General features: G+C 36.0%; 22 protein-coding genes. 8 read left to right on the top strand and 14 right to left on the bottom strand.

Translation table 11 applies throughout. From position 1 onward, the window contains the following. The first annotated feature begins 90 nt into the window (after nt 1-90). A complete protein-coding gene (locus tag ACQKNZ_RS05895) occupies nt 91-1,305 on the top strand; it encodes a nucleotidyltransferase (RefSeq protein ID WP_427658570.1) in 1,215 nt (404 codons plus the stop codon). On the opposite strand, the gene ACQKNZ_RS05890 is transcribed toward ACQKNZ_RS05895, so the two are convergent. After that, nucleotides 1,306-2,352: a SepM family pheromone-processing serine protease gene (locus ACQKNZ_RS05890; protein ID WP_154311189.1), complete on the bottom strand. Its 1,047-nt coding sequence runs from the start codon at nt 2,350-2,352 to the stop codon at nt 1,306-1,308. Nucleotides 2,353-2,552: 200 nt separating this feature from the next. On the opposite strand from ACQKNZ_RS05890, the gene ACQKNZ_RS05885 reads away from it, so the two are divergent. Then, nucleotides 2,553-3,431, top strand: a complete 879-nt coding sequence (locus ACQKNZ_RS05885) for a hypothetical protein (protein ID WP_144537941.1) — start codon at nt 2,553-2,555, stop codon at nt 3,429-3,431. Nucleotides 3,432-3,547: 116 nt separating this feature from the next. Here ACQKNZ_RS05885 and coaD read toward each other — a convergent pair whose 3' ends face one another. Genes coaD through ACQKNZ_RS05870 form a run of 3 tightly spaced genes read right to left on the bottom strand, consistent with a single transcriptional unit; the run spans nt 3,548 to nt 6,030 of the window. Beyond that, entirely contained in the window at nt 3,548-4,030 is a 483-nt protein-coding gene (coaD, locus tag ACQKNZ_RS05880; protein ID WP_144537940.1) for a pantetheine-phosphate adenylyltransferase, read from the bottom strand. Then, complete coding sequence (rsmD, locus tag ACQKNZ_RS05875; RefSeq protein ID WP_342578268.1) at nt 4,023-4,598, bottom strand: 16S rRNA (guanine(966)-N(2))-methyltransferase RsmD; 576 nt, start codon at nt 4,596-4,598, stop codon at nt 4,023-4,025. Before rsmD ends, coaD begins: the two co-directional genes overlap by 8 nt. 16 nt (nt 4,599-4,614) lie before the next feature. Continuing rightward, nucleotides 4,615-6,030 (bottom strand): hypothetical protein, encoded by a 1,416-nt coding sequence (locus tag ACQKNZ_RS05870; protein ID WP_427658566.1) that lies wholly within the window; start codon nt 6,028-6,030, stop codon nt 4,615-4,617. A 52-nt stretch (nt 6,031-6,082) separates the two neighbouring features. Here ACQKNZ_RS05870 and ACQKNZ_RS05865 point away from each other — a divergent pair, with 52 nt between their 5' ends. Beyond that, nucleotides 6,083-6,469 carry a DUF7147 family protein gene (locus tag ACQKNZ_RS05865; RefSeq protein ID WP_427658564.1) on the top strand — a complete coding sequence of 129 codons (387 nt, stop codon included), beginning with the start codon at nt 6,083-6,085 and terminating at the stop codon, nt 6,467-6,469. Between the two features lie 8 nt (nt 6,470-6,477). On the opposite strand, the gene ACQKNZ_RS05860 is transcribed toward ACQKNZ_RS05865, so the two are convergent. Continuing rightward, entirely contained in the window at nt 6,478-6,750 is a 273-nt protein-coding gene (locus tag ACQKNZ_RS05860) for a YlbG family protein (protein ID WP_144537936.1), read from the bottom strand. 179 nt (nt 6,751-6,929) lie between these two features. Here ACQKNZ_RS05860 and ACQKNZ_RS05855 point away from each other — a divergent pair, with 179 nt between their 5' ends. Next, on the top strand, nt 6,930-7,832 hold the full coding sequence (locus tag ACQKNZ_RS05855; protein WP_144537935.1) for a glycerophosphodiester phosphodiesterase: 903 nt from the start codon (nt 6,930-6,932) through the stop codon (nt 7,830-7,832). A gap of 247 nt (nt 7,833-8,079) precedes the next feature. Here the strand turns inward: ACQKNZ_RS05855 and ACQKNZ_RS05850 are convergent, their stop codons facing one another. Then, the gene (locus ACQKNZ_RS05850; RefSeq protein WP_427658562.1) at nt 8,080-8,529 is read right to left on the bottom strand and encodes a YlbF family regulator; all 450 of its coding nucleotides are present in this window, start codon (nt 8,527-8,529) and stop codon (nt 8,080-8,082) included. Between the two features lie 85 nt (nt 8,530-8,614). On the opposite strand from ACQKNZ_RS05850, the gene ACQKNZ_RS05845 reads away from it, so the two are divergent. Next, nucleotides 8,615-9,115 carry a PaaI family thioesterase gene (locus ACQKNZ_RS05845; RefSeq protein WP_186318123.1) on the top strand — a complete coding sequence of 167 codons (501 nt, stop codon included), beginning with the start codon at nt 8,615-8,617 and terminating at the stop codon, nt 9,113-9,115. On the opposite strand, the gene ACQKNZ_RS05840 is transcribed toward ACQKNZ_RS05845, so the two are convergent. Next, nucleotides 9,061-10,494 carry a UDP-N-acetylmuramoyl-L-alanyl-D-glutamate--2,6-diaminopimelate ligase gene (locus tag ACQKNZ_RS05840; RefSeq protein ID WP_427658559.1) on the bottom strand — a complete coding sequence of 478 codons (1,434 nt, stop codon included), beginning with the start codon at nt 10,492-10,494 and terminating at the stop codon, nt 9,061-9,063. The genes ACQKNZ_RS05845 and ACQKNZ_RS05840 overlap by 55 nt on opposite strands. A 139-nt stretch (nt 10,495-10,633) precedes the next feature. Here ACQKNZ_RS05840 and ACQKNZ_RS05835 point away from each other — a divergent pair, with 139 nt between their 5' ends. Next, nucleotides 10,634-11,365, top strand: coding sequence for an aspartate kinase (locus ACQKNZ_RS05835; RefSeq protein ID WP_144537931.1), 732 nt, complete (start codon nt 10,634-10,636; stop codon nt 11,363-11,365). A 4-nt stretch (nt 11,366-11,369) separates the two neighbouring features. On the opposite strand, the gene ACQKNZ_RS05830 is transcribed toward ACQKNZ_RS05835, so the two are convergent. Beyond that, nucleotides 11,370-12,437 (bottom strand): CAP domain-containing protein, encoded by a 1,068-nt coding sequence (locus ACQKNZ_RS05830; RefSeq protein ID WP_144537930.1) that lies wholly within the window; start codon nt 12,435-12,437, stop codon nt 11,370-11,372. Nucleotides 12,438-12,590: 153 nt separating this feature from the next. Here ACQKNZ_RS05830 and ACQKNZ_RS05825 point away from each other — a divergent pair, with 153 nt between their 5' ends. Both ACQKNZ_RS05825 and ytvI read left to right on the top strand, forming a co-directional pair. Further along, nucleotides 12,591-12,959, top strand: a complete 369-nt coding sequence (locus ACQKNZ_RS05825) for a YugN family protein (protein WP_144537929.1) — start codon at nt 12,591-12,593, stop codon at nt 12,957-12,959. A gap of 102 nt (nt 12,960-13,061) precedes the next feature. Beyond that, entirely contained in the window at nt 13,062-14,126 is a 1,065-nt protein-coding gene (ytvI, locus tag ACQKNZ_RS05820; RefSeq protein WP_144537928.1) for a sporulation integral membrane protein YtvI, read from the top strand. A 217-nt stretch (nt 14,127-14,343) separates the two neighbouring features. Here the strand turns inward: ytvI and ACQKNZ_RS05815 are convergent, their stop codons facing one another. The 6 genes from ACQKNZ_RS05815 to coxB all read right to left on the bottom strand — a co-directional run bounded on the left by ACQKNZ_RS05815 (nt 14,344) and on the right by coxB (nt 19,986). Beyond that, nucleotides 14,344-14,805: a DUF420 domain-containing protein gene (locus ACQKNZ_RS05815; RefSeq protein ID WP_144537927.1), complete on the bottom strand. Its 462-nt coding sequence runs from the start codon at nt 14,803-14,805 to the stop codon at nt 14,344-14,346. Nucleotides 14,806-14,830: 25 nt separating this feature from the next. After that, nucleotides 14,831-15,742 carry a cytochrome c oxidase assembly factor CtaG gene (gene ctaG, locus ACQKNZ_RS05810; RefSeq protein ID WP_151110659.1) on the bottom strand — a complete coding sequence of 304 codons (912 nt, stop codon included), beginning with the start codon at nt 15,740-15,742 and terminating at the stop codon, nt 14,831-14,833. Nucleotides 15,743-16,039: 297 nt separating this feature from the next. Beyond that, nucleotides 16,040-16,375, bottom strand: a complete 336-nt coding sequence (gene ctaF, locus ACQKNZ_RS05805) for a cytochrome c oxidase subunit IVB (protein WP_144537925.1) — start codon at nt 16,373-16,375, stop codon at nt 16,040-16,042. A 1-nt stretch (nt 16,376) separates the two neighbouring features. Next, a complete protein-coding gene (locus tag ACQKNZ_RS05800; RefSeq protein WP_144537924.1) occupies nt 16,377-17,003 on the bottom strand; it encodes a cytochrome (ubi)quinol oxidase subunit III in 627 nt (208 codons plus the stop codon). A gap of 2 nt (nt 17,004-17,005) precedes the next feature. Further along, a complete protein-coding gene (locus tag ACQKNZ_RS05795; RefSeq protein WP_154311199.1) occupies nt 17,006-18,868 on the bottom strand; it encodes a cytochrome c oxidase subunit I in 1,863 nt (620 codons plus the stop codon). Between the two features lie 32 nt (nt 18,869-18,900). Continuing rightward, nucleotides 18,901-19,986, bottom strand: a complete 1,086-nt coding sequence (coxB, locus tag ACQKNZ_RS05790; RefSeq protein ID WP_154311200.1) for a cytochrome c oxidase subunit II — start codon at nt 19,984-19,986, stop codon at nt 18,901-18,903. Between the last annotated feature and the right edge of the window lie 83 nt (nt 19,987-20,069).

The raw sequence follows: 20,069 nt of genomic DNA, 5'->3' as shown, positions 1-20,069 counted from the left end.
TTACCCATTTGAACTCGATGGGCAAAGTAAAGAAACTAGATAACAAGAAATTAAATATTTTTACCTTTAAAAAAGAAGGGAATGGAAATCATGAAGGCTACAGGAATTGTCGTTGAATATAACCCATTTCATAATGGTCATTTACATCATTTAAAGCAATCTCAAATTCAGACATCTAGCGACATAACAATTGCTGTCATGTCGGGCAATTTCCTCCAACGAGGAGAACCTGCCCTTGTGGACAAATGGACTAGAGCTAAAATGGCTTTAGACGCTGGAGTAGATTTAATTGTAGAGCTACCGTATGCATTTGCCACTGCTCAAGCAAGTGATTTTGCTAAGGGAGCTATTTTCCTATTAGACGCTCTAAAATGTGATACTTTTTGTTTTGGAAGCGAGGAGGGATCCATAGCATCCTTTGAACATACGTATAATTTGCTTTCTTCCAAAAAAATAGAGTATAACGAGGCTATTTCTCAATTTGTGAAGCAAGGGATCAGTTATCCAAAGGCTTTAAACGAGGCATACAAAAGTATTTCACGGTATTCTGAAGAACCACTTGTAGATCTCTCTAAGCCAAATAACATTTTAGGCTTTCACTACCTTGAAGCAGCGCGTCAATTAAATTCACCAATTCAGCCTGCGACTATACAAAGAATAGTTGCCAATTACCACGATGATGCGAGGGAAACAGAATCCATTGCAAGTGCAACTGGAATTCGAAAGGTGCTTTTTGAAGAGAAAGAGCTATCCAAGGTTCATTCTTTTTTACCATCAACAAGTATTGCTGGTCTGGAGCATTGGTTAGAGCATGCAGAAAACTTCGGTAGCTGGGAACGCTTTTATCCTTTATTAAGGTTAATTATTTTGCGTCAGAACAAAAAAAGCATAGCTAAATATGCTGAGGTTACAGAAGGGATAGAAAATGCAATTTGGAATGCCGCTGTCAAGAATGAACACTTCCAGCCTTTCATGGAGCAAATTAAGTCAAAACGCTTCACATGGACAAGGATTCAAAGAATGCTGACACATATCTATACTGATTTTACTTGGGAGCAGTTAAGAGCGATAGAGTATCCGACATATATTCGTCCACTAGCGATGAGTAGTAGTGGTCAAGCCTATCTGCAATCCATAAAAAAAGACTTGCAGCTCCCTCTAGTTAGTAGAGTGGCTGCAAGCAAGGAAAATATACTACTCCAACTTGATATTAAAGCTGCAAATCTTTATTATTTGGGTCTTCAAACAAATTATGGAGCATCTATGGTTGGAAGCGATTTTCGTCAAATTCCTTTCCGTCAATAATCATTTGGGCTCCAGCTTATCTAAATAAGCTAGTGCGTCATCAATAGTTTTCACAGGCACAATTTTCATCTTTGTGCCTATTTTTTCTGCAGATTTCACAGCCTCTTCATAATTAGAAATTAGATCAGGATTTTTAGCAAGAATTTCCTCTGCAATCTCATCATCAGGAGCAAACATTATTTCTGCTCCCTTTTTGTCTGCCGCAATCACCTTTAAATCAATTCCACCAATTCTTCCAACTGTACCGTCTGGTAACATTTCACCAGTTCCAGCAATATTGTAGCCTTTTGTAATGTCTTCTGGTAGCAACTGATTTAGAATTTCAAGAGTAAACATTAGACCTGCAGATGGTCCACCAATATCTTCAGAATGAATCTCAACTACAGGGGTAGTTTCCACTACCTTGTTTTCCGTATAGGAAATACCGATTCCTGCCTTTTCAAGCACTCCTGGCACCGCCTTAAGGGTTACCTCCTTTGTCAGCTCATCTCCATCTCTTTCGACCTTCAAACGAATTTTATCGCCCTCTTTTTTACTTGCCAGATAGTCAGCGATGATCTCACCTGTCAAATCAGTTAATTCATCCATTTCTAATATTTTATCCCCGGCTTTAAGGATATTGTCTGCTCCACCGCCATCTATAACATTAAAAATAAAAATGCCATGGTTAATAACCGTAAAAGGTTTTTTAGCCCGATCGAAGGCTACCGAAATAGCATTAAATTGAGAATCAGACATAAGCTTTAATTGACGGACATTATACTCCTCTTCATCCTCATCTTCTTGACGAATTTGATTGGCTTTATAAATTTTTTGACTATCCATTACTTTGGCATAGGCATACGTCAGTGGTGTCGCCTTGGACAAGGCAATTGTCAAAAGACTAAAAGTTCCTTCATCATCTTTATCTCCGCCATCGACCTCAACGAATGGCGTAAGCTCATAAGCTCCACCTGGTCTAGAAATATAGGATTCCATTGGATAGAAGCCCAGCACTAAAATGATTACAACAACAAAAAGAAGGATGATTGGTTTAATCTTCTTCATAAGTTATCCCTCTCTTTCATAAATAATTAAATGTAAGTATAAGTTTATCACTTACATTTTTGACTGACAAAACATATCAAGAAAATTTTACTAATGACGGGAGTAAAAATGAACACACAGCTCATAAAAACTGAGCAACTATAAAACTAAGCTTGAGAGAAAAGGCATTTTTCTCTTTAGAAGACAAGGAATGAATTAGAATGCATATTATTGTTACGATTGGCAGTTGGGCACTAATTATTCTCCTATTCTTGCAGCCAGGGGTTTCACATAAGGGTGCCTTAGAGGGTATGCGCATCTTTACTACTGCTCTCATGCCCTATTTATTGCCTTATTTAGTTATTACTCAGATGTTCATTCGCTCCCAACAAGGATTTTTAAAGACTGAGAACAAATTTAAACTTTATTTTAATATTTACCTCCTGACTGCTCTAGGAGGCTTTCCAAGCGGAGCAGCTATTATCTCTTCTTTAAAAGAAATAGGCACATTAAATGCAAGAAATGCGAGCTGGCTGTTGGCTATCTGTCATGCACCGAGTCCCATGTTTGTTATTGGATTTGTAGGAATTGAAATATTTAACGCCGAGATAGCAGGACTTAAATTGTTAATCATCATTCATGTGGTAAATATTTTGTTCCTCCTAGTATTCATTATTTTTTCAAAGCCTATTCAAATGAATAACCATGAAAAAGTAATAAGTGGATCTCCATTCCAAGAAAGTATTAGAGAAACCTCTCAAATACTATTGCTTATTGGGACGACCGTTATATTTTTTACAACTGTCAGCTATATCGTTTTTGAATCCTTAAAAGAAATCATTCCTTCTATTTCCTCCTTCGCTCTAGTGTTTGTATCATCATTTTTTGAAATGACTGGAGGAATAAGCCTTGCGGGAGATATACTTTCTGGATCTACTTCTTTGCCCTTTGTTGTTGCTCTTATCATTGCATTTAGTGGCTTAAGTATTCATATGCAAATTATTGTACTTGCCCAAAAAGCAGGGATATCTATTCGAAAGTATATCCTATTCCGAATTCTCCATATGTTAATCATTCCACTAATCTTTGTAATAATATAAACAAAAGTGTTACAGGTGCCAGGCACCTGTAACACTTTTGCAACAAACCTCTAATATCTATCTAAAAAATAGATATTTTCTTTTCGTAAAAAAAACCTCACCAATAGGTAAGGTTTTTAATGTTTATATTTTTCCTTTAGGGCTTGTTCCACTTGGGAAGGAACAAGTTCTCCTATATTACCACCGTACTTGGCAACTTCTTTTACTATACTAGAGCTTAAAAAGGAATATTGATTTTTAGTCATGATAAAAAAAGTCTCGATTTCATCATTTAAAACTCGGTTCATAGAGGTGATCTGCATTTCGTATTCAAAGTCCGACACTGCTCTTAGCCCCCTAATGATAGCACTTGCCCCTACTTCTTGTGCATAGTCCATTAGTAGACCAGAGAAGGTTTCCACTCTCACGTTTGGCAAATGAGCTGTTACTTCTTGAATAAGCTTTACTCGCTCTTCTACTGAAAACAGAGGGTTTTTAGAGGAATTATTCAAGACAACCACATAGACCTCTGAGAAAATAGAAGCACCTCGAGTAATGATATCAAGATGTCCGTAAGTAATGGGATCAAAACTTCCTGGAACGACTGCAATTTTACTCATCTAAATTCTCCTCTTCTACTTGATGGCGGTAAATTGAAATAACCGTTCCTCCATAATTCTCTCTACGTGAAAGCTCAAAATTACCATAGGAATCTGGCAAATCGACCATTTTCTCATGCTCACATACGATAATACCTGTATCAGACATAAGACCCTTCTCGACTATCTCTCCAACTAAGTTGTAAAAAGGGGTCTTACTGTAAGGTGGATCAACGAATAACAATTCGAGTTTTAATGATCTTTTTTCAAAAGCCTTTACAGCACGAGAAGCATCAATTTTATAAATCTCACTTGCATCCTCTAACCGACATTTTTTCAAATTTTCATTGATGGTTTGAACAGCCTTTTGATCTTTTTCGATAAAAATACATATATCGATTCCTCTACTTAACGATTCAATACCAAGACCTCCACTACCAGCAAACAAATCTACTGCAGTCCCACCGTCAAAATACGGACCGATCATATTAAATATTGATTCCTTTACTTTATCAGTAGTTGGTCTAGTGTTAGTACCTGGAACCGCCTTTAAAGGAAGCCCTTTTCTACTACCTGAAATAACTCTCATACAATTTCTCCTAGCATTAGTTAGACGTAGCTTCCTGCAAGTTTATTCGTTCTTCATTTTTATCAGTGTTCAATAAAAACAAACGAATCATCCACGTCTCTTCTATATAGAATTTTGAACCAATTTTTTCAAATGGCTCTGACATAGCATCATATCTCTTCTGATTATACACATAAAATGGCTCTTGAATCGGAAATCTAAAAGCTCTAGTTGCATTTTGAACATATAAACCTTTATCTGTGTCATCATAAGTATAGCCAAGAACATCTAACAATGGCTCCGCAGCATATAGAACCTTTCCATCCTTTAGTAACACATGTATATCTTTTTGCAGACTATTATTCACATACACTTCTCGAGAATCCTCAAACAGCAATGGAAATTTCTCTGTTGTCTGTTCATTTAAATGAAAGAACGATGTCTTTGAATCAATGATGGATGATAATAGATTATCTAATTTCTCTGCACTTAGCTGTTTCTGCCCCTCTAACTTAGTCTTCCATTCTAGAGCCTGGCTACTTGTAAGATAATTAGTAAGTGTCTCATACATCCAAATTGATTTTTCGGTTCCAACAGGGGATTCCATTATAAAGCTGCTTACCACTTCTGCAAGTAGAAGATTATCGGCAGGAAGCTTATAACCCATTTGAACATTTTTAACAATTAGCTCCCTCTGTATAGATGGTAAATCATCTGTTTGGACAAATAAAATACTGCTTGGATTCACATCATTCTTGTTTGGTGTAAATAAAACCGAGGAATGACTAGCATTAGGTAAGTGCAATTCATCCAATAGTTCTTTAAGTCCGGTTGTGATTGGATCCTTGGAGTAAATGGTAAAGTTCTGATTTTCGTATTGTATAGGTAGAACCTCTTGTTGCCAATATAAATCCTGTACTGGGCCTTCACCAAAAAACAGAGAATAGTCAATTAAGTCTAACGATGAATTACCAACATTGGGCAAACCACTTACCCAAACTCCTCCCCTTTTTAAAGAATCAGTAATATGTAGGGTAGAAAAGGAAACACCGCCATTTTCAATCTTACTTAGAAAATCTGAAAGAATAATTCCTTCCTGTAAGCCTTTTTTTAAAGGTATAGTGTAAGAAATACTTTGACTAGAAGATTCTCCCTCTTGAAAGCTAGCTAAATCTTCAGTTAATCTATCGCAGCTGTCTATGTTGTTGCTAATACAGCTTCTGTTTTCACTGGATAGTGGCCAAGCGATAGAAAGCTTTTCTGAAGGAAGATCGAAAAAGTGCTGATTCACTTGAACGCTATCCTTTAATAACTGAATATCAATTTCTTGTTCATATAAAAAGGCTTGTCCCTCTTCATCTATATTAGAAGAGTAAACCTCATACTGAAATAATAATAAAACACAGTTTGTAACAACTAAAAACATGGATAAAAAGCCAACAATAATTTTCATGGAATTGTCCTCCAACAAAGTGGTAAGATGGATTGGAAAGGAAGTGTTTTCATTGATCCAACGTTTTATAGAGCTTGGCGAAGGTTACGGAGATTCATTTGAGCTTTGTGAACTCGCACGAGTAAACAAAGATCGTATATACAGAGCATTTATCTTCACATCCCCAAAAAACGGGAAGGAAGTTATATCAATAGCAATTGCTCTAAAACCCGTGAATGATACTAATTTTTTCCCAATTTATATTTGCCGTGAAGGGATTCCCCAAACACTGCCTGAATCCAAAAGACTAAGTACATTTACAGAAACATTAAAAGAGTTACATGTGGAACCTATTCGGATTTCTATCAAGCATTCGTCTACTTTTGCAGACAATGATTTATTTTATCAGTATATTATTGGCATATTAAGATTAAACCATTATATACCACCATTCCATTAATGGGTATTTTATAACCCAATTTTATAATCGTACTCTTTCGCTTTATCTGGTTTACTATTTTCAAACTCAGTTTTTAAAAATGGTCGATACGATTCTAAAATTTCTTTTACAAAAGGAAGTTTATTCATTTTTTGTTTAGCTACTTCTATTTGGTCTTGGTCGCAATACAAAACTACATATTTCATCTTTTTAGAAATATAATGTACATGACCGTATTTTCTTAAAGATTTTGCCTGTTTTAAATGATGCACATAGACAATTAGTCCTTGTCGTTCTGTCATACGTTTCCCTCATTTCTTCCTTCAAGAATAACATATGGAGGATTTTGATAGCAACAACAACTAGCTGACAGTTAAATATACATTAGCTATAATAAAAGAAAAAAGACATTTAAAATTAGATAGATGAGAGCATATTATCTTGCTATAATTTTAGTTAGTTTATAAAAAGGGGGATAAGAATGGGGAAAAAATCTAATGTAGCTATCGCCATTGCAGCTGCCGCTGGTGCCGCATGGGCAAGTACAAAAGCTTTGTCAAAGCCAACTGGCCGTCCTTCAAAAGAAGCACTAAAGTATGATCATCCCATTATTCTTGCACACCGTGGAGGAGCTGCCCTGGCACCTGAAGGTTCGATGGCTGCCTTCGAAAACGCTGCAAAATTAGGAGTTCATGGCTTCGAGATTGATTTGAGATTAACAAAAGATGAAGAAATTATCGTTTTCCATGATGAAACACTAGAAAGAGTAACAGACTTCACAGGCAAAGTCTCCGATTACACATTATCAGAACTTAAGGCTGCTGACCTGGGTTATTATTTCAAAGATTTAAGTGATGCTTATTCATTTAGGGGAACGGGAGAACAAGTATTGACTTTAGGTGAATTGCTTGATGCCTATCCCCAAATGCTTATTAACATGGATATTAAGGACAACCCTGAAACCTATGAAGGTAGTCTAATGCCCTCTAAGCTATGGAGATTGATAGAAGAAAAACAAGCTTTCGATCGAGTGGTAGTAACTAGCTTCTTTGATGAGCAAATTGATCGTTTCAATCTTTATGCACAAAACACTGTTACCCTAGGAGCCGGGGAAAAAGAGGTTAAAAAAGCATATACCGCTTATACAAGTCAGTTTAGACATTTATATCACCCTAGATCAGACGTCTTCCAGCTACCATTAAAAGCTAGAATGGTATCTTTAGATAGCCCAGGATTTATAAAATTTTTATCAACTTTAAATATTCCTGTACACTATTGGTCTATCAACGATCCTGTGGTGATGAAAAAGCTCATCCAAAATGGAGCTAAGGGAATTATTACAGACAGACCTGATTTAGCTATTGACGCACTAAAGTTAGACTAAGGTATAAAAATAGCTTGCTTTCCAATTTAGGCCGACGCTTTCCGAGGTAGTCACCGTCTGTTACACCAATAAATAAAAAAATAGATAGCACGTATGTAATTAACTTCAATTTTTAAAAAATAATTCACCCCTTTTCCTGTTTGAAATAAAGGGAGCCTGCTTTAGTTTATACACGAATTGAAAAAGCATATGCTTTCTTGTCATTAAAAAAGGATGTGTGCAAATAAATGCACACATCCTTCCTAATTTATGCAGAACAAGAACACGAACCACCAGATCCACATCCGCTTCCACAGCTTGAGCTACTAGAAGCGAAAAATGGGTTGCTTACAGGGACTTTGACACCTTCTGATACAGATTTACCTACAATCAAGCTTACTTCATCTAGAAGGTCTTGTAATTCGTTTTCTGCTACTCTTAAAGCAGCTACTTCGTCTACCATATCAAGGTTACGTTTAGTTACACGAATATCCTTCATTACTCTTGAATAATCTGGATGGTATTTTCCAAAACGCTGAACCTCTTCATATTGGTCCTTCAGTCTGGTGAAGTTGTTGATCTCCCGAACGAGTTCAGGTTTTGTATATACAGCACGATGTGCATCTAAGTAATGGTAAAATTGTTCAGAGGATAAAACCATAGTACATAGTAAATCTGAGTGGTCCATAATATCGACCCATTCATCGGTCATAATCATAAATAAAACCTCCAATCCTGTCTATCATAACAGAAAAATGGAGACAATTGCTAAACTAATATCTTAAATGTCAGGAGAATATATTATGAATGAATTACAAACGCTCTTTGAACAAGTTACCAAGGAAGCTTCCGATACAGAAAAAGGATTACTGACTGACTTCATTCTAGGTCTACAGCATAAACGACAAGGCACTGCTCCTACTTATTTAAATGCAACATTTCAGATGGATACTCGCTACGAAGATAACCATTGTATCGTGACTCTTCCAGTTACTCCTTTAATCTATAATAGCTTTGATATGCCACACGGAGGAGTTATTGCAACGCTAGTAGACAATGCAATGGGATTCTTAGTCAACAAAGATCTCCATGCAGAAGGTAAAGGTGCAGTTACAACAAATATGACAATCCACTACATAAAAGCAGCATCTGAAAAACAACTGATTGCTACTTCTACATACTTACATAAAGGACGGCAAACGTTAGTTATGGAATGTACGGTAACCCAGCCAGATGGAAAAAAAATTGCTTATGCAACCGGATCATTTTTTGTTATAACACCGACATCCAATTCTTTAAAATAGGAATGGACAACTTCCACATCGGAAAAGGGTAAAACAACATCTTTGATAATTTGTTCTTTTTCGTGTCCCTTCCCAGCTACAAGAACGACGTCTCCCACTTTTGCGGTGGCAAGTGCCAATTCGATAGCTTTTCTACGGTTAGTCTCCACAATCACTTTGCTTGGCATAATGCCTTGAACAATATCTGCAATAATTGCTTCTGGTTTCTCATTACGTGGGTTATCAGAAGTAATAATTGCCTTAGTAGCATACTTTGACGCAACTTCTCCCATAGATTTTCTCTTTTGCTTATCTCGATTACCGCCACAACCGAATACAACGTAAATATTGTGCTTCGCATAACTATAAATAGAGCTTAAGCAGGCTTCTAATGCGTCGGGGGTATGGGCATAGTCTATTAGCACCTCAATACCCATTTTGTTTTCCACTCTCTGTAATCTTCCAGCTGGGAGGCTTACAGGTTTAATGGATTCACAGGAAATACCTAATCCTAACAAAACTCCAATTGCTGCTGCTAAATTCATACCATTGTGATAACCACTGTTTCTCATAGTAACTTCTGTTTGTCTGCCGTTCACATCATACTCATATTTAACGTTTTCATCTAAATGCTTCTCTCTCTTGAAAACCACATCATTTCCTTCCCGGTCTCCAAATCGGATAGTAGGGATATATGACTTTTGAGCAACTGAGCGACACCATTCGTCATTATTATTAATAACCAATTGTTTAGCTAATGGAATTAGCAGTTCTTTAGATTTCTTATATGGTACCATGCCCCCGTGGAACTCTAAATGATCCTTACCTATATTTAAAAATACTGCTATGTCCATTGGGTAACCGCCTAACCGATTGTCCAATAATCCTTGTGATGAGGCCTCTAAAACTATATATTCAACATCATGTTCATAACAATATCTCACAACTTGGATAAAATCGTAAAAAGGGAGCGTTGTATTACTTCTAAACTGTTTCTCTAATTTTTTTCCGTTGACGTATACACCTAATGTACCAACAACACATACAGATTTGTTTTGTTGCATTAACAGTTGTCCAGTAAAGGATGCAACAGTTGTTTTTCCGTTAGTTCCTGTAATTCCTACTGTTTTTATTTTTTGACCATACATTTTGTGCGTTAAGTATGCAATTTTGTCTTGCAAAAGGCACATATCCGAAGGAAGGACAATTTGGGGAATACTACAATCTGATACATAATATTTTGTAATAACTATTTTTGCCCCATTTTGAATTGCCTCTTCTATATACGCTCGATTGTTCGATTCCGAAACAAATACATCCCCTATTTGAATTTGCTTGGAATGATCAATAAAACGATCAATAGCCAAACCGCTTAAATCACCAAAAATTTTATACTCCAACCCGTCTAATAGCTCTTTTAATGAATAAATAGTAACTCAACTCCCTACACCATTCTAGTTACATCGCATACAGTAAAATGAATTCCTTGTATCGTATGAACGGAGTGTTTGAAATGTCACGAGAAGAGTGGTTGAAAATATGATTGTGCAAAAATATGGTGGTATTGCGATGCAGGATTCTTCGAATAGACGTCTAGTCATCGAAAGAATCCAAAAAGCAGTCACTACCCATAAGAAAGTGTTGGTTGTTGTATCTGCCATGGGAAGAAGAGGTCAACATTACGCTACAGATACTTTACTAGATCTTATTCCGAATACACCACATAGCATTGAAACAGATTTACTTTCTGCTTGCGGAGAGCTCATATCTGCCTCTGTATTAGTAGCCGAACTAAAAAATGAGGGGCTTCACTCAACTATTTTATATGGCAAAAATGCTGGAATTATTACAAACGAGTCATATGGTAATGCAAATATTGAATACGTCGATATATCTGAGATTAATAAAGCCTTTGAAACCTATCATTGTGTAGTTGTTCCTGGATTTCAAGGCGTCTCCAAATATTCAAACAACTTTACAACGTTAGGTAGAGGAGGAAGTGATTTAACAGCTGTTGTATATGGTCATTATTTAAAGGCAGATGTCGTAGAATTTTATAAAAATGTTCCAGGAGTCATGACATCAGATCCATCTACAAATAAACAAGTTGAATTAATATCTTATATGACCTATGAAGAGCTCCAGCTTAAAATAAATGAACCAGTTGAAGTCATACAAAAAAGAGCAGCAAAATTCGCTGCCCTTCATAGCGTTCCCCTTCATATTCGTTCTCTGTATGAAGAAACGAATGGTACGTTTGTATATCAATAAATAATCATTCAAGATTATCCTTTTTCTCAATAAAGTTTTGCGTGTAGTAATTACTGTATACTCCAACTCCTGTATGAGTATAAGATCTTCCTAGCAAAGTTTCTCGATGCTCTTTTGAATTCAACCATCCATTCACAGCTTCACCTGCATCAAAATAAAACGCTGCAGTATTACCCCCTGCTCTGGAGAAGTCTAATGAGGCTTCTTTAAGCTTATCTTTAAACTTCGGTATTTCAAATTTTTCGTTAGTTACAATATTATTCTTCGCCATTTCAGCACTGTGCTCGTAGGATATATTTTGTAATCCTACATCAGACTCTAACACCCGTAAACCATGGCGAAGTCTTAAGACATTGGTTATTTCTACAACTTGTTTAGCAGTTGCTCTGTCAGCTGCTGCTTGGAGAACAGAAGATGGTGTTTTGGATTCTATAACGTCCCCACTATATAAAATATCATAGGGTTTATGCATCAATAGAGTTTTGGAATCACTAAATCTCACCGCTTCCAGCTGCTGATCAAGTTGATCGATATAGAGTATTGCATATAAATCATCGAACTGGACTAACAGCCTTGTGTTAATGTCCTCTTCATTTAAAGAAAAAATATAAGTATTTTCACCAATGGTCATAGTTATTTCAGATTGAACAAGTGTAAATCGATATATATCCTCAAGTGATTGACCAATTTTGTATGGAGATGCATCCACATTTCTTCCTAGAGCATACGCTTGTGTAACTATATTATCTTCTACTCCTATTAGCTTATAAGTAGAGAACGAGTCATTATATACCCACCAATCATATCCAAAGGTTGAGGGATCGATTCTAGTCGGAGTACCATAAAGTGCTGTCACTTCTTCAGCTGCTTTACCGATCAGCGAAGAAATACCTTCCTTTGGTCTAGTGAATATATTGACCGCTTCTACTATTTCCTCTTTTTCCACAGGAATTAGTTGTCCTGAGTTATTTGAACCTGTTATTAGATCATTTTCTTGGATTGGTGTATCAAAATATATAAATATTAATAGCAAAATAGCAATGCCAACTAAAATATGAAAGAGAGTTTTCATTTTATCTTGGCTCCTTCGAAGTTACTTCGTATTCCTAGTATATCAAGGATATATACAAATACACAATGTTGTCATTGCAACATTTTTGAATTTGAATTAATATTAATAAGAACAGATTCTTAGGATAACTTCAATGTGAAGGAGGACAATTCGATGTATTTTGAAAATACAGGTATAGAAAACAAAGTCTTAGACCTTAACGTATTAGACGATGTTATGAAAAAACATGGCTTAATTCGTGCAGGGCAATGGGATTATGAGCGTGTGACTTATGATAAGAAATTTGAAATAAAAGAGGGTACATTTTATCTTCGAATTTTCGGCTTTACAAAAGAAGGCGATGTAGGCGCTCATGAAGCTAACATTACTCTTTTAAAACCGGTTTTAGGAAAACACTATTATCCACATGGTGTAGAGTACGGAGAAAATGAAGTATTTCCAAACCACTTAGTTAAATCTTGTGATCAAACGTTAAAAGCTTTGAGTGCTGAACTAACTGAGTTTGCTATTCAATCAAAATAATTTCTAGACGTTAGAGATAATTTCTCTAACGTTTTTTTAGCTGTTAAAACTGGTATTTCTTGTCTATACTTAAAAGAACGACCTACAAAGGAGCAAAATGGAATGGCTTTTAAAGCTTTAAAAAAAGAGCATATTAAATATATAATCCTCTTTCTTTTTATCCTGTTAATTTCTATTTTCATCCTTCCTGTATCGGTTCCAATTATTTTGGCTTTGCTTACCGCTATAATTATTGAACCAATTGTAAAATTTACTGAAAAGATATTTAAATGGAAGAGAAAACCTGCAGTTATTACTAATTTTATTTTTTTCATGACAATTATTTCAGCTCTCTTATACTTCACTGTAACGAAGCTGATAAGCCAACTTTTATATACTTCCAAAGTAATTCCATTTCATCTAAATAGCTTGACTGGTGTGTGGATCAATGTGCAAAATAATATTTTTAAATATACCGAGGGCTTACCTCTAGAAGTAGTAGAATCTATACAAGACAAGTTTGACTCTGCATTAACCAGCATGAGAGATGCCCTCCTAGATCTTCTTAGCTATTCTAACATCTCGGCATTGCTAACAAATATTCCTAACTTTCTTGTTAATTTTATTGTATTTATAATTGCCCTTTTTTTGTTTATGTTGGACTTAGAAAATATAAGAGCAAAATTCTTTTATTTCCTCTCTGAAGGAACTGCCGAAAAGGTACGTGTCATGTCTTCCAGCATAAAAAAGGTTGTAATCGGCTTTATGAAAGCTCAAATATTAGCAAGCTTTATCATATTAGGTGCTTCTTTAATAGGTCTGTTATTTATAGTAAGCCCTAAGGTGGCTGTTATTATGTCCATAGTTATTTGGATTATAGATGTAATACCAATTCTTGGTTCTATTGCTATACTCGCTCCTTGGGCAGGTTACTTGTTTTTAGTTGGTGACACTGTATTTGCCACAAAATTGACCGTTTTAGCTCTTATTTTACTAATCATTAGAAGAGCTGTGGAACCTAAACTAATGGGTACTCAAATGGGTATTTCCCCCCTTGCTATCCTTATTGCCATGTTCATCGGTGCCAAGTTGTTTGGCTTCCTAGGATTTTTAATCGGACCACTAGTAGTCATATTGTTTATTACAGCAAGAGAAGCAGGTATGATCCGCTTAAACTTTAAAATATGAATATTTACAAAGACATTATTATTAACGAAATAGCAATTTAAGGCCTTACTGTTCTTTTTAACAGAATGCCTTATTTTTTTGCCTGCTATCGGTTTAATAGCTTACGAAATAGACCGCTTGTATTTGTTTCACCTATTACATACGATTATAATAGTACAAAAACAAAGGCAATCAAGAATTAATAATCTTGATTGCCTTTGTGTATTTTAGTTGTTAATTATCCACCAAGGATTGCTTTAAAAACGGAAGTCGTTTCGCCGCCCTCATAAATTACGTAAAGTAACGCATAAACCGCTACTCCTGTTATTGCAACAAAGAACCATATGACACTAGTAATTGGTCCAAGTTTACGGTGTTTCTTTATATTATTTTTGTAGCCTAGATAAATTGTAACTAGCCCAAATACTGCTCCTGTTGTAGCTAAGATAATATGAAAAACTAGGAAAACCGTATAGTAAATTTTTATATCGTCTGGTCCACCAAAAGCAGTATTCCCTATAAACAATGTACGAGAAACATAAATGATAAAAAATGTTAATGCTGATATTGCTGCAGCAAACATCGTCTTTTTATGTGCCTCAATTTTCCTTTGCTTCACTAAAATCCAACCAATTGCAACAAGTACAGCACTTAAGACAATAAAAAACGTGCTTATTGTAGGTAATACTGGAACACTCATCTTCATTCTCCTCTAATATAAAAAATTATAGTTTAGCTTGTACCTTTAAGTCGTCTAATGCTTTTTGAGTTATTTCATCTGCATTATCCTGCTCATTTTTATACCATGCAAAGAATATGGAGAATAAGAAGGCAGCATATATAAGCTCTTGAATAATCTTCATCACAATTCCACCAAGCTGCTGATCCTCAAGAGGATCCAAGTTAGAAAATAACTCTGGGCCAGATAGACTTAGACCAGCTAAAGTGTCAGAAGGAACACAAAGTTCCATATTTTTTAGCCAAACATCTGAATCTGTATAAGTATCATACATTGGGTTACTAGAGAAAATGATTAGAGCACAGGCTGGAGTAATTAATATAGCACTAGCAACAATAAAACCAATTTTCTTTAGACCATGTAGTTTTTTCTCTGATTCAATTACGTCAACAATAGACCACCACATAAATACAGCTGCAAAGAATAACAATAATGTATATGTTCCATGGAGTACCTCATTCATCTTAATCGCGTCAAAGACTAATGGAATATGATAGAGCGAGAATGTCATGGTAAACAATACTAAAGAAAATAGTGGTTTAGTCAAGAAAGGAATCACTTTTCTTAAAACCGGCAGCTCAATAACTACCTTCCACACCCACCATGGAATCCCTTTCATAAGTAGTGGCGGAACTAATAATAACAATAGTGCCATTTGCACCATATGGAAGGTAAACATAATATGTGCCATTAAATCTAACGGAGAACCTTTTACAATATATAAAAGCAATAAACCAGATACAAAAAATACCGCTTCTTTTCTTTTTAATGGCTCAGAAACTTTAAAATCATTTCTCCATTTGACGGTGATCAAAAAATATAGAATAGCTATACAAACTAAAAGTCCTAATAAAATAGGACTCCATAAAGCCTGGAAGCCGAATATGCTAATTGACATTCTATTACGCTCCTTTTTAAGTTGCTACCTTTATTATATAGGGCAGTACAAGTAACATCAAATGAACGAACTATGACAATTATTACTATATACTTATGAGTTGAATGTTTCAAATTAATATCCAATATAGGCCCTCATTAATGGGGACAACTATTCCCAACAAAATTAATGGACGCTAAGGAGACTCCCTCATTCTTTCGAGCTTTGTACTCAATCAATCTTAACATAATTCTAGAAAAGTCTTTTGTTTAAAACAAACAAAAGAGAGCTAAGAAAATCTTAGCTCTCTTTTTGTAATTACCACCAAACAATTGTTATAAAAGTTAGTAGGAAAGTAAATCCAACCATTGCCGCAAAGTAAATAAAGTATGCTGGAATGTTATGATTTTTTTCACTCATATGCATGAAGTAGTAAAGTTGTAAAACTACTTGTACTGCAGCTAACAATAAAATAATCGGGATAATGTAGTATTTTGAGAAACCTGCAACCACTGCTGTGAAAGAGATTAATGTCAAGAAAATCATAATAGAGAATGTAGTTACTTGCGTACGCATACTCTCTTTTCTTTTTCGCTTCAAGTACTCAAATTCAGTTTGAGATCTTACGTAAACATGATTGTCGTGTGATGACATATTAACCAACAACTCCCATCAAGTATACTACTGTAAAGATGAATACCCACACAACGTCAATAAAGTGCCAGTATAGTGAAGCAGTATAGTATTTTGGTGCGTTATATAAGCTGAAACCACGTTTAGCATTACGTAAAAGTAATAGAGTAATCCAGCCTAAACCAATTACTACGTGAAGACCGTGAGTACCAACTAAAGTAAAGAACGCAGTTGAGAAAGCACTTTGTCCATAATGGAATCCTAAATGTACATAGTGATTAAACTCATAAATTTCTAGGCCTAAGAAAGTAAAACCTAATAGTACTGTAATAGCCATCCATGTTTGCGTACCACGGAAATTATGATTTTTCAAATGGTACATTGCATATACACTTGTTAACGAAGATGTTAACAGGATCATGGTCATAACAAAAACTAGAGGTAATTCAAACAATGTTTGAGTGGAGAATTCCATACCTTCTGGTCCTTTGTTTTTAAGAGCTAAATAAGTAGCAAATAAACTAGAAAACAGTACAGTTTCTCCAGCTAGGAACAACCAGAAGCCTAAGAATTTATTCTTACCTTCCATTGTTGCTTGTTCCGGATGATCTGGCCAAGTTTGTGGGGAGTACTTTTTATTCAAGTCCATTCTTATTTACCCCCTTCGTCATTCATTAAATCTTCTTTATGGATATGATATCCATGGTCGTCTTTCAGTGAACGAACAGCCATAGATGCAACTGTGATTGCTAAACCAAGTACTAATACTGGAACAGCCCAATCTTTTTCTCCGTTGTAAAGTGCACCGAATGCTGCGATAAATAAACCTAATGTCATTACGAAAGGAATGAAAGAGTTGTTTGGCATATGGATATCAGAGATTGGCTCTGCATATGTCATACCTTCTTTGTTTCCTTCTTGTTTTTCAATCCAGAAAGTATCTAATCCACGAACAAGTGGAGTTTGTTTAAAGTTGTAGAATGGAATTGGTTGTGGAATAGCCCACTCCAATGTACGTCCATCTTCCCAAGGGTCATTTCCAACTTTTTCGTTTTTAGCTACAGTCATAATAATATTAATTACAAGGATTATTACCCCGATTGCCATGAATACTGCACCACCAGAACTGATTGCGTTGAATAAATCCCAACCTTGATCTGCTCTGAAAGTGAATACACGACGCGGCATACCCATTAAACCTAAGAAATGTTGAATAAAGAATGTCATATGGAAACCGATAAAGAAGAACCAGAAAGTCCATTTACCTAATTTCTCACTTAACATTTGGTTGAACATTAAAGGCCAATATAAATGTAATGCAGCTAAGATAGCAAGTACTACCCCACCAACGATTACATAGTGGAAATGGGCAACGATAAAGTATGAATCATGTAATTGGTAGTCAAGTGGAGCCGCAGCTTGCATGACACCAGTTACACCACCTGCTACGAATGAAGGGATAAATCCTAATGCGTAAAGCATTGGAACCGTAACTTTAATACTTCCTCCCCAAATTGTAAGCAGCCAGTTAAATATTTTCATACCTGTTGGAACGGCAATAGCCATTGTCGCAACAGCAAAAATTGCGTTAGCTGTTGGTCCTAAACCAACTGTAAACATGTGATGGGCCCAAACCATGAATCCTAAGAAACCGATTAATACGGTCGCAAATACCATGGATGAATATCCAAATAAACGTTTGCGAGCAAATAACGAGAAGATTTCTGAGAAAATACCGAAAGCAGGTAAAATCAGAATGTATACTTCAGGGTGTCCAAAGATCCAGAATAAATGCTCCCAGATAATTGTATTTCCTCCCATTTCATGATTGAAGAATTGTCCTCCAAACATACGGTCAATGATTAGGAAGAAAAGACCAATTGTAAGTGGTGGGAATGCAAATAAGATCAATGCACTTGCCACGAATGTAGTCCAAGTGAACAATGGCATACGCATATACGTCATACCAGGTGCACGCATATTAATAATCGTTACAAGGAAGTTAATCCCGGCAATATACGTACCTGCACCGGATATTTGAAGTCCGAGTGCATAGAAGTCAATACCATGACCAGGGGATGCTAAAGATAGAGATGCATATGAAGTCCATCCAGCATCAGGAGCTCCTCCCATAAACCAAGAAAGGTTTAAGAAGATACCACCAAATAAGAATAACCAAAAACCAAGTGCATTTAAGAATGGGAATGCTACGTCACGTGCACCAATTTGAAGTGGTACAACGGCATTCATATAACCAAATAATATCGGCATGGCCGCAAGGAAAATCATTGTCGTACCATGCATTGTTATAATTTCATTGAAAAGACCTGCACTAACAAAGTCGTTATCCGGTTTAGCTAATTGGATACGAATTAGCATTGCCTCTATACCACCGATTACGAAAAATAAACCACCGGCAGCGAGGTACAGGACAGCAATCTTTTTATGGTCTACTGTTGTTAAATAGTCCCATAAAGTTGCGCCAAAGCCCTTTTTCTTAGCTATAGAACTCACAACTTTTACCTCCCTCATTTTTATCTATGGAATTATTTTTCAATAGATAGTCCCATTAAGTATTCTGCAAGAGCATCTAACTGCTCGTCTGTAAATTCTTTACCGCCATTTAATTGTGTATCATCAGGCATTACGTTACCTGGTTTGTACTTTTGAGGATCACTAATCCAAGCTTTTACATTTTCTTTCGTATGATCCATGAAGCCGGCTACACGATTACGATCTCCAAAAGTAGCTAAGCTTGGTCCTGTCTGAGGAGCCATACCTTCGCCACCCGTAGCATGACATCCGATACAAGAAGCTGTTTGGAAAAGTTCTTCCCCTTGTTTTGCAAGATCCCCTTCTGCAGTATGTACAGTGGTTTTCATTGCTTCAGCCCACTCGTTAAAATCATCACGGTTCATCGATTTTACTTTAAAGTCCATTAAAGCATGTGAAGGTCCACATAGCTCGGCACACTTACCGTAGAACACTCCGTCTTCTAAGCCCGCTGATTCTTTATCGAATACAAGGTAGAATTTGTTTACATTTTCAACGTTAGTATCTAATTTACCACCGATGGATGGAATCCAGAATGAGTGTTTTACATCAGCAGCCTTCAAATTGAAGAACACCTGCTCATCTGTAGGTACTACTAATTCTTGTGCTGTAACAATACCAAGCTCTGGGTACTCAAATTCCCACCAGTATAACTTTGCAGTTACGTTTACTGTAAGATGTGTTTTGTTTCCTTCTTCATCCACTTGATCCATTGCAGCAACATCTGCGTGCTTGTAAGTGTAATATACAGTTGGAATTGCAAGAATAACTAAAAGTAAAATTGGAATAACTGTCCAAATTATCTCAAGCGTATGGCTTCCTTCAACCTGTTTAGGAATCACATTTTCTCCAACTTTTTTGCGACTATATCTTGTTAGAGCAATTACATAGATTATTACTACCACTATAATAACTAATGCCATAATAGCAGATGCAAGTAGTAATAGATTGAATTGATCTCTCCCGACTTGTCCCGCAGGTGCTAGCGTTGATAAGTATTCTTCGCCACAACCCGACAGAAAAATCGTAAGAGCTGCTAACAGTGAAAAAAGTCGCCATTTTTTAAGCCCTTTCATCATAGCTAAATCAAACCCCTCTTTCATTATTGTGTTCAAGTACATTTGGACTGTGGTTCTTTTATATGAATTCTTGTTGACTAAGA

The sequence above is a fragment of the Psychrobacillus sp. NPDC093200 genome (assembly GCF_050280345.1).
In the GTDB taxonomy this organism is placed as follows: domain Bacteria; phylum Bacillota; class Bacilli; order Bacillales_A; family Planococcaceae; genus Psychrobacillus; species Psychrobacillus faecigallinarum.
Note: the sequence above shows the minus strand (reverse complement) of the source record. Positions and strands in the feature narration are given on the sequence as shown.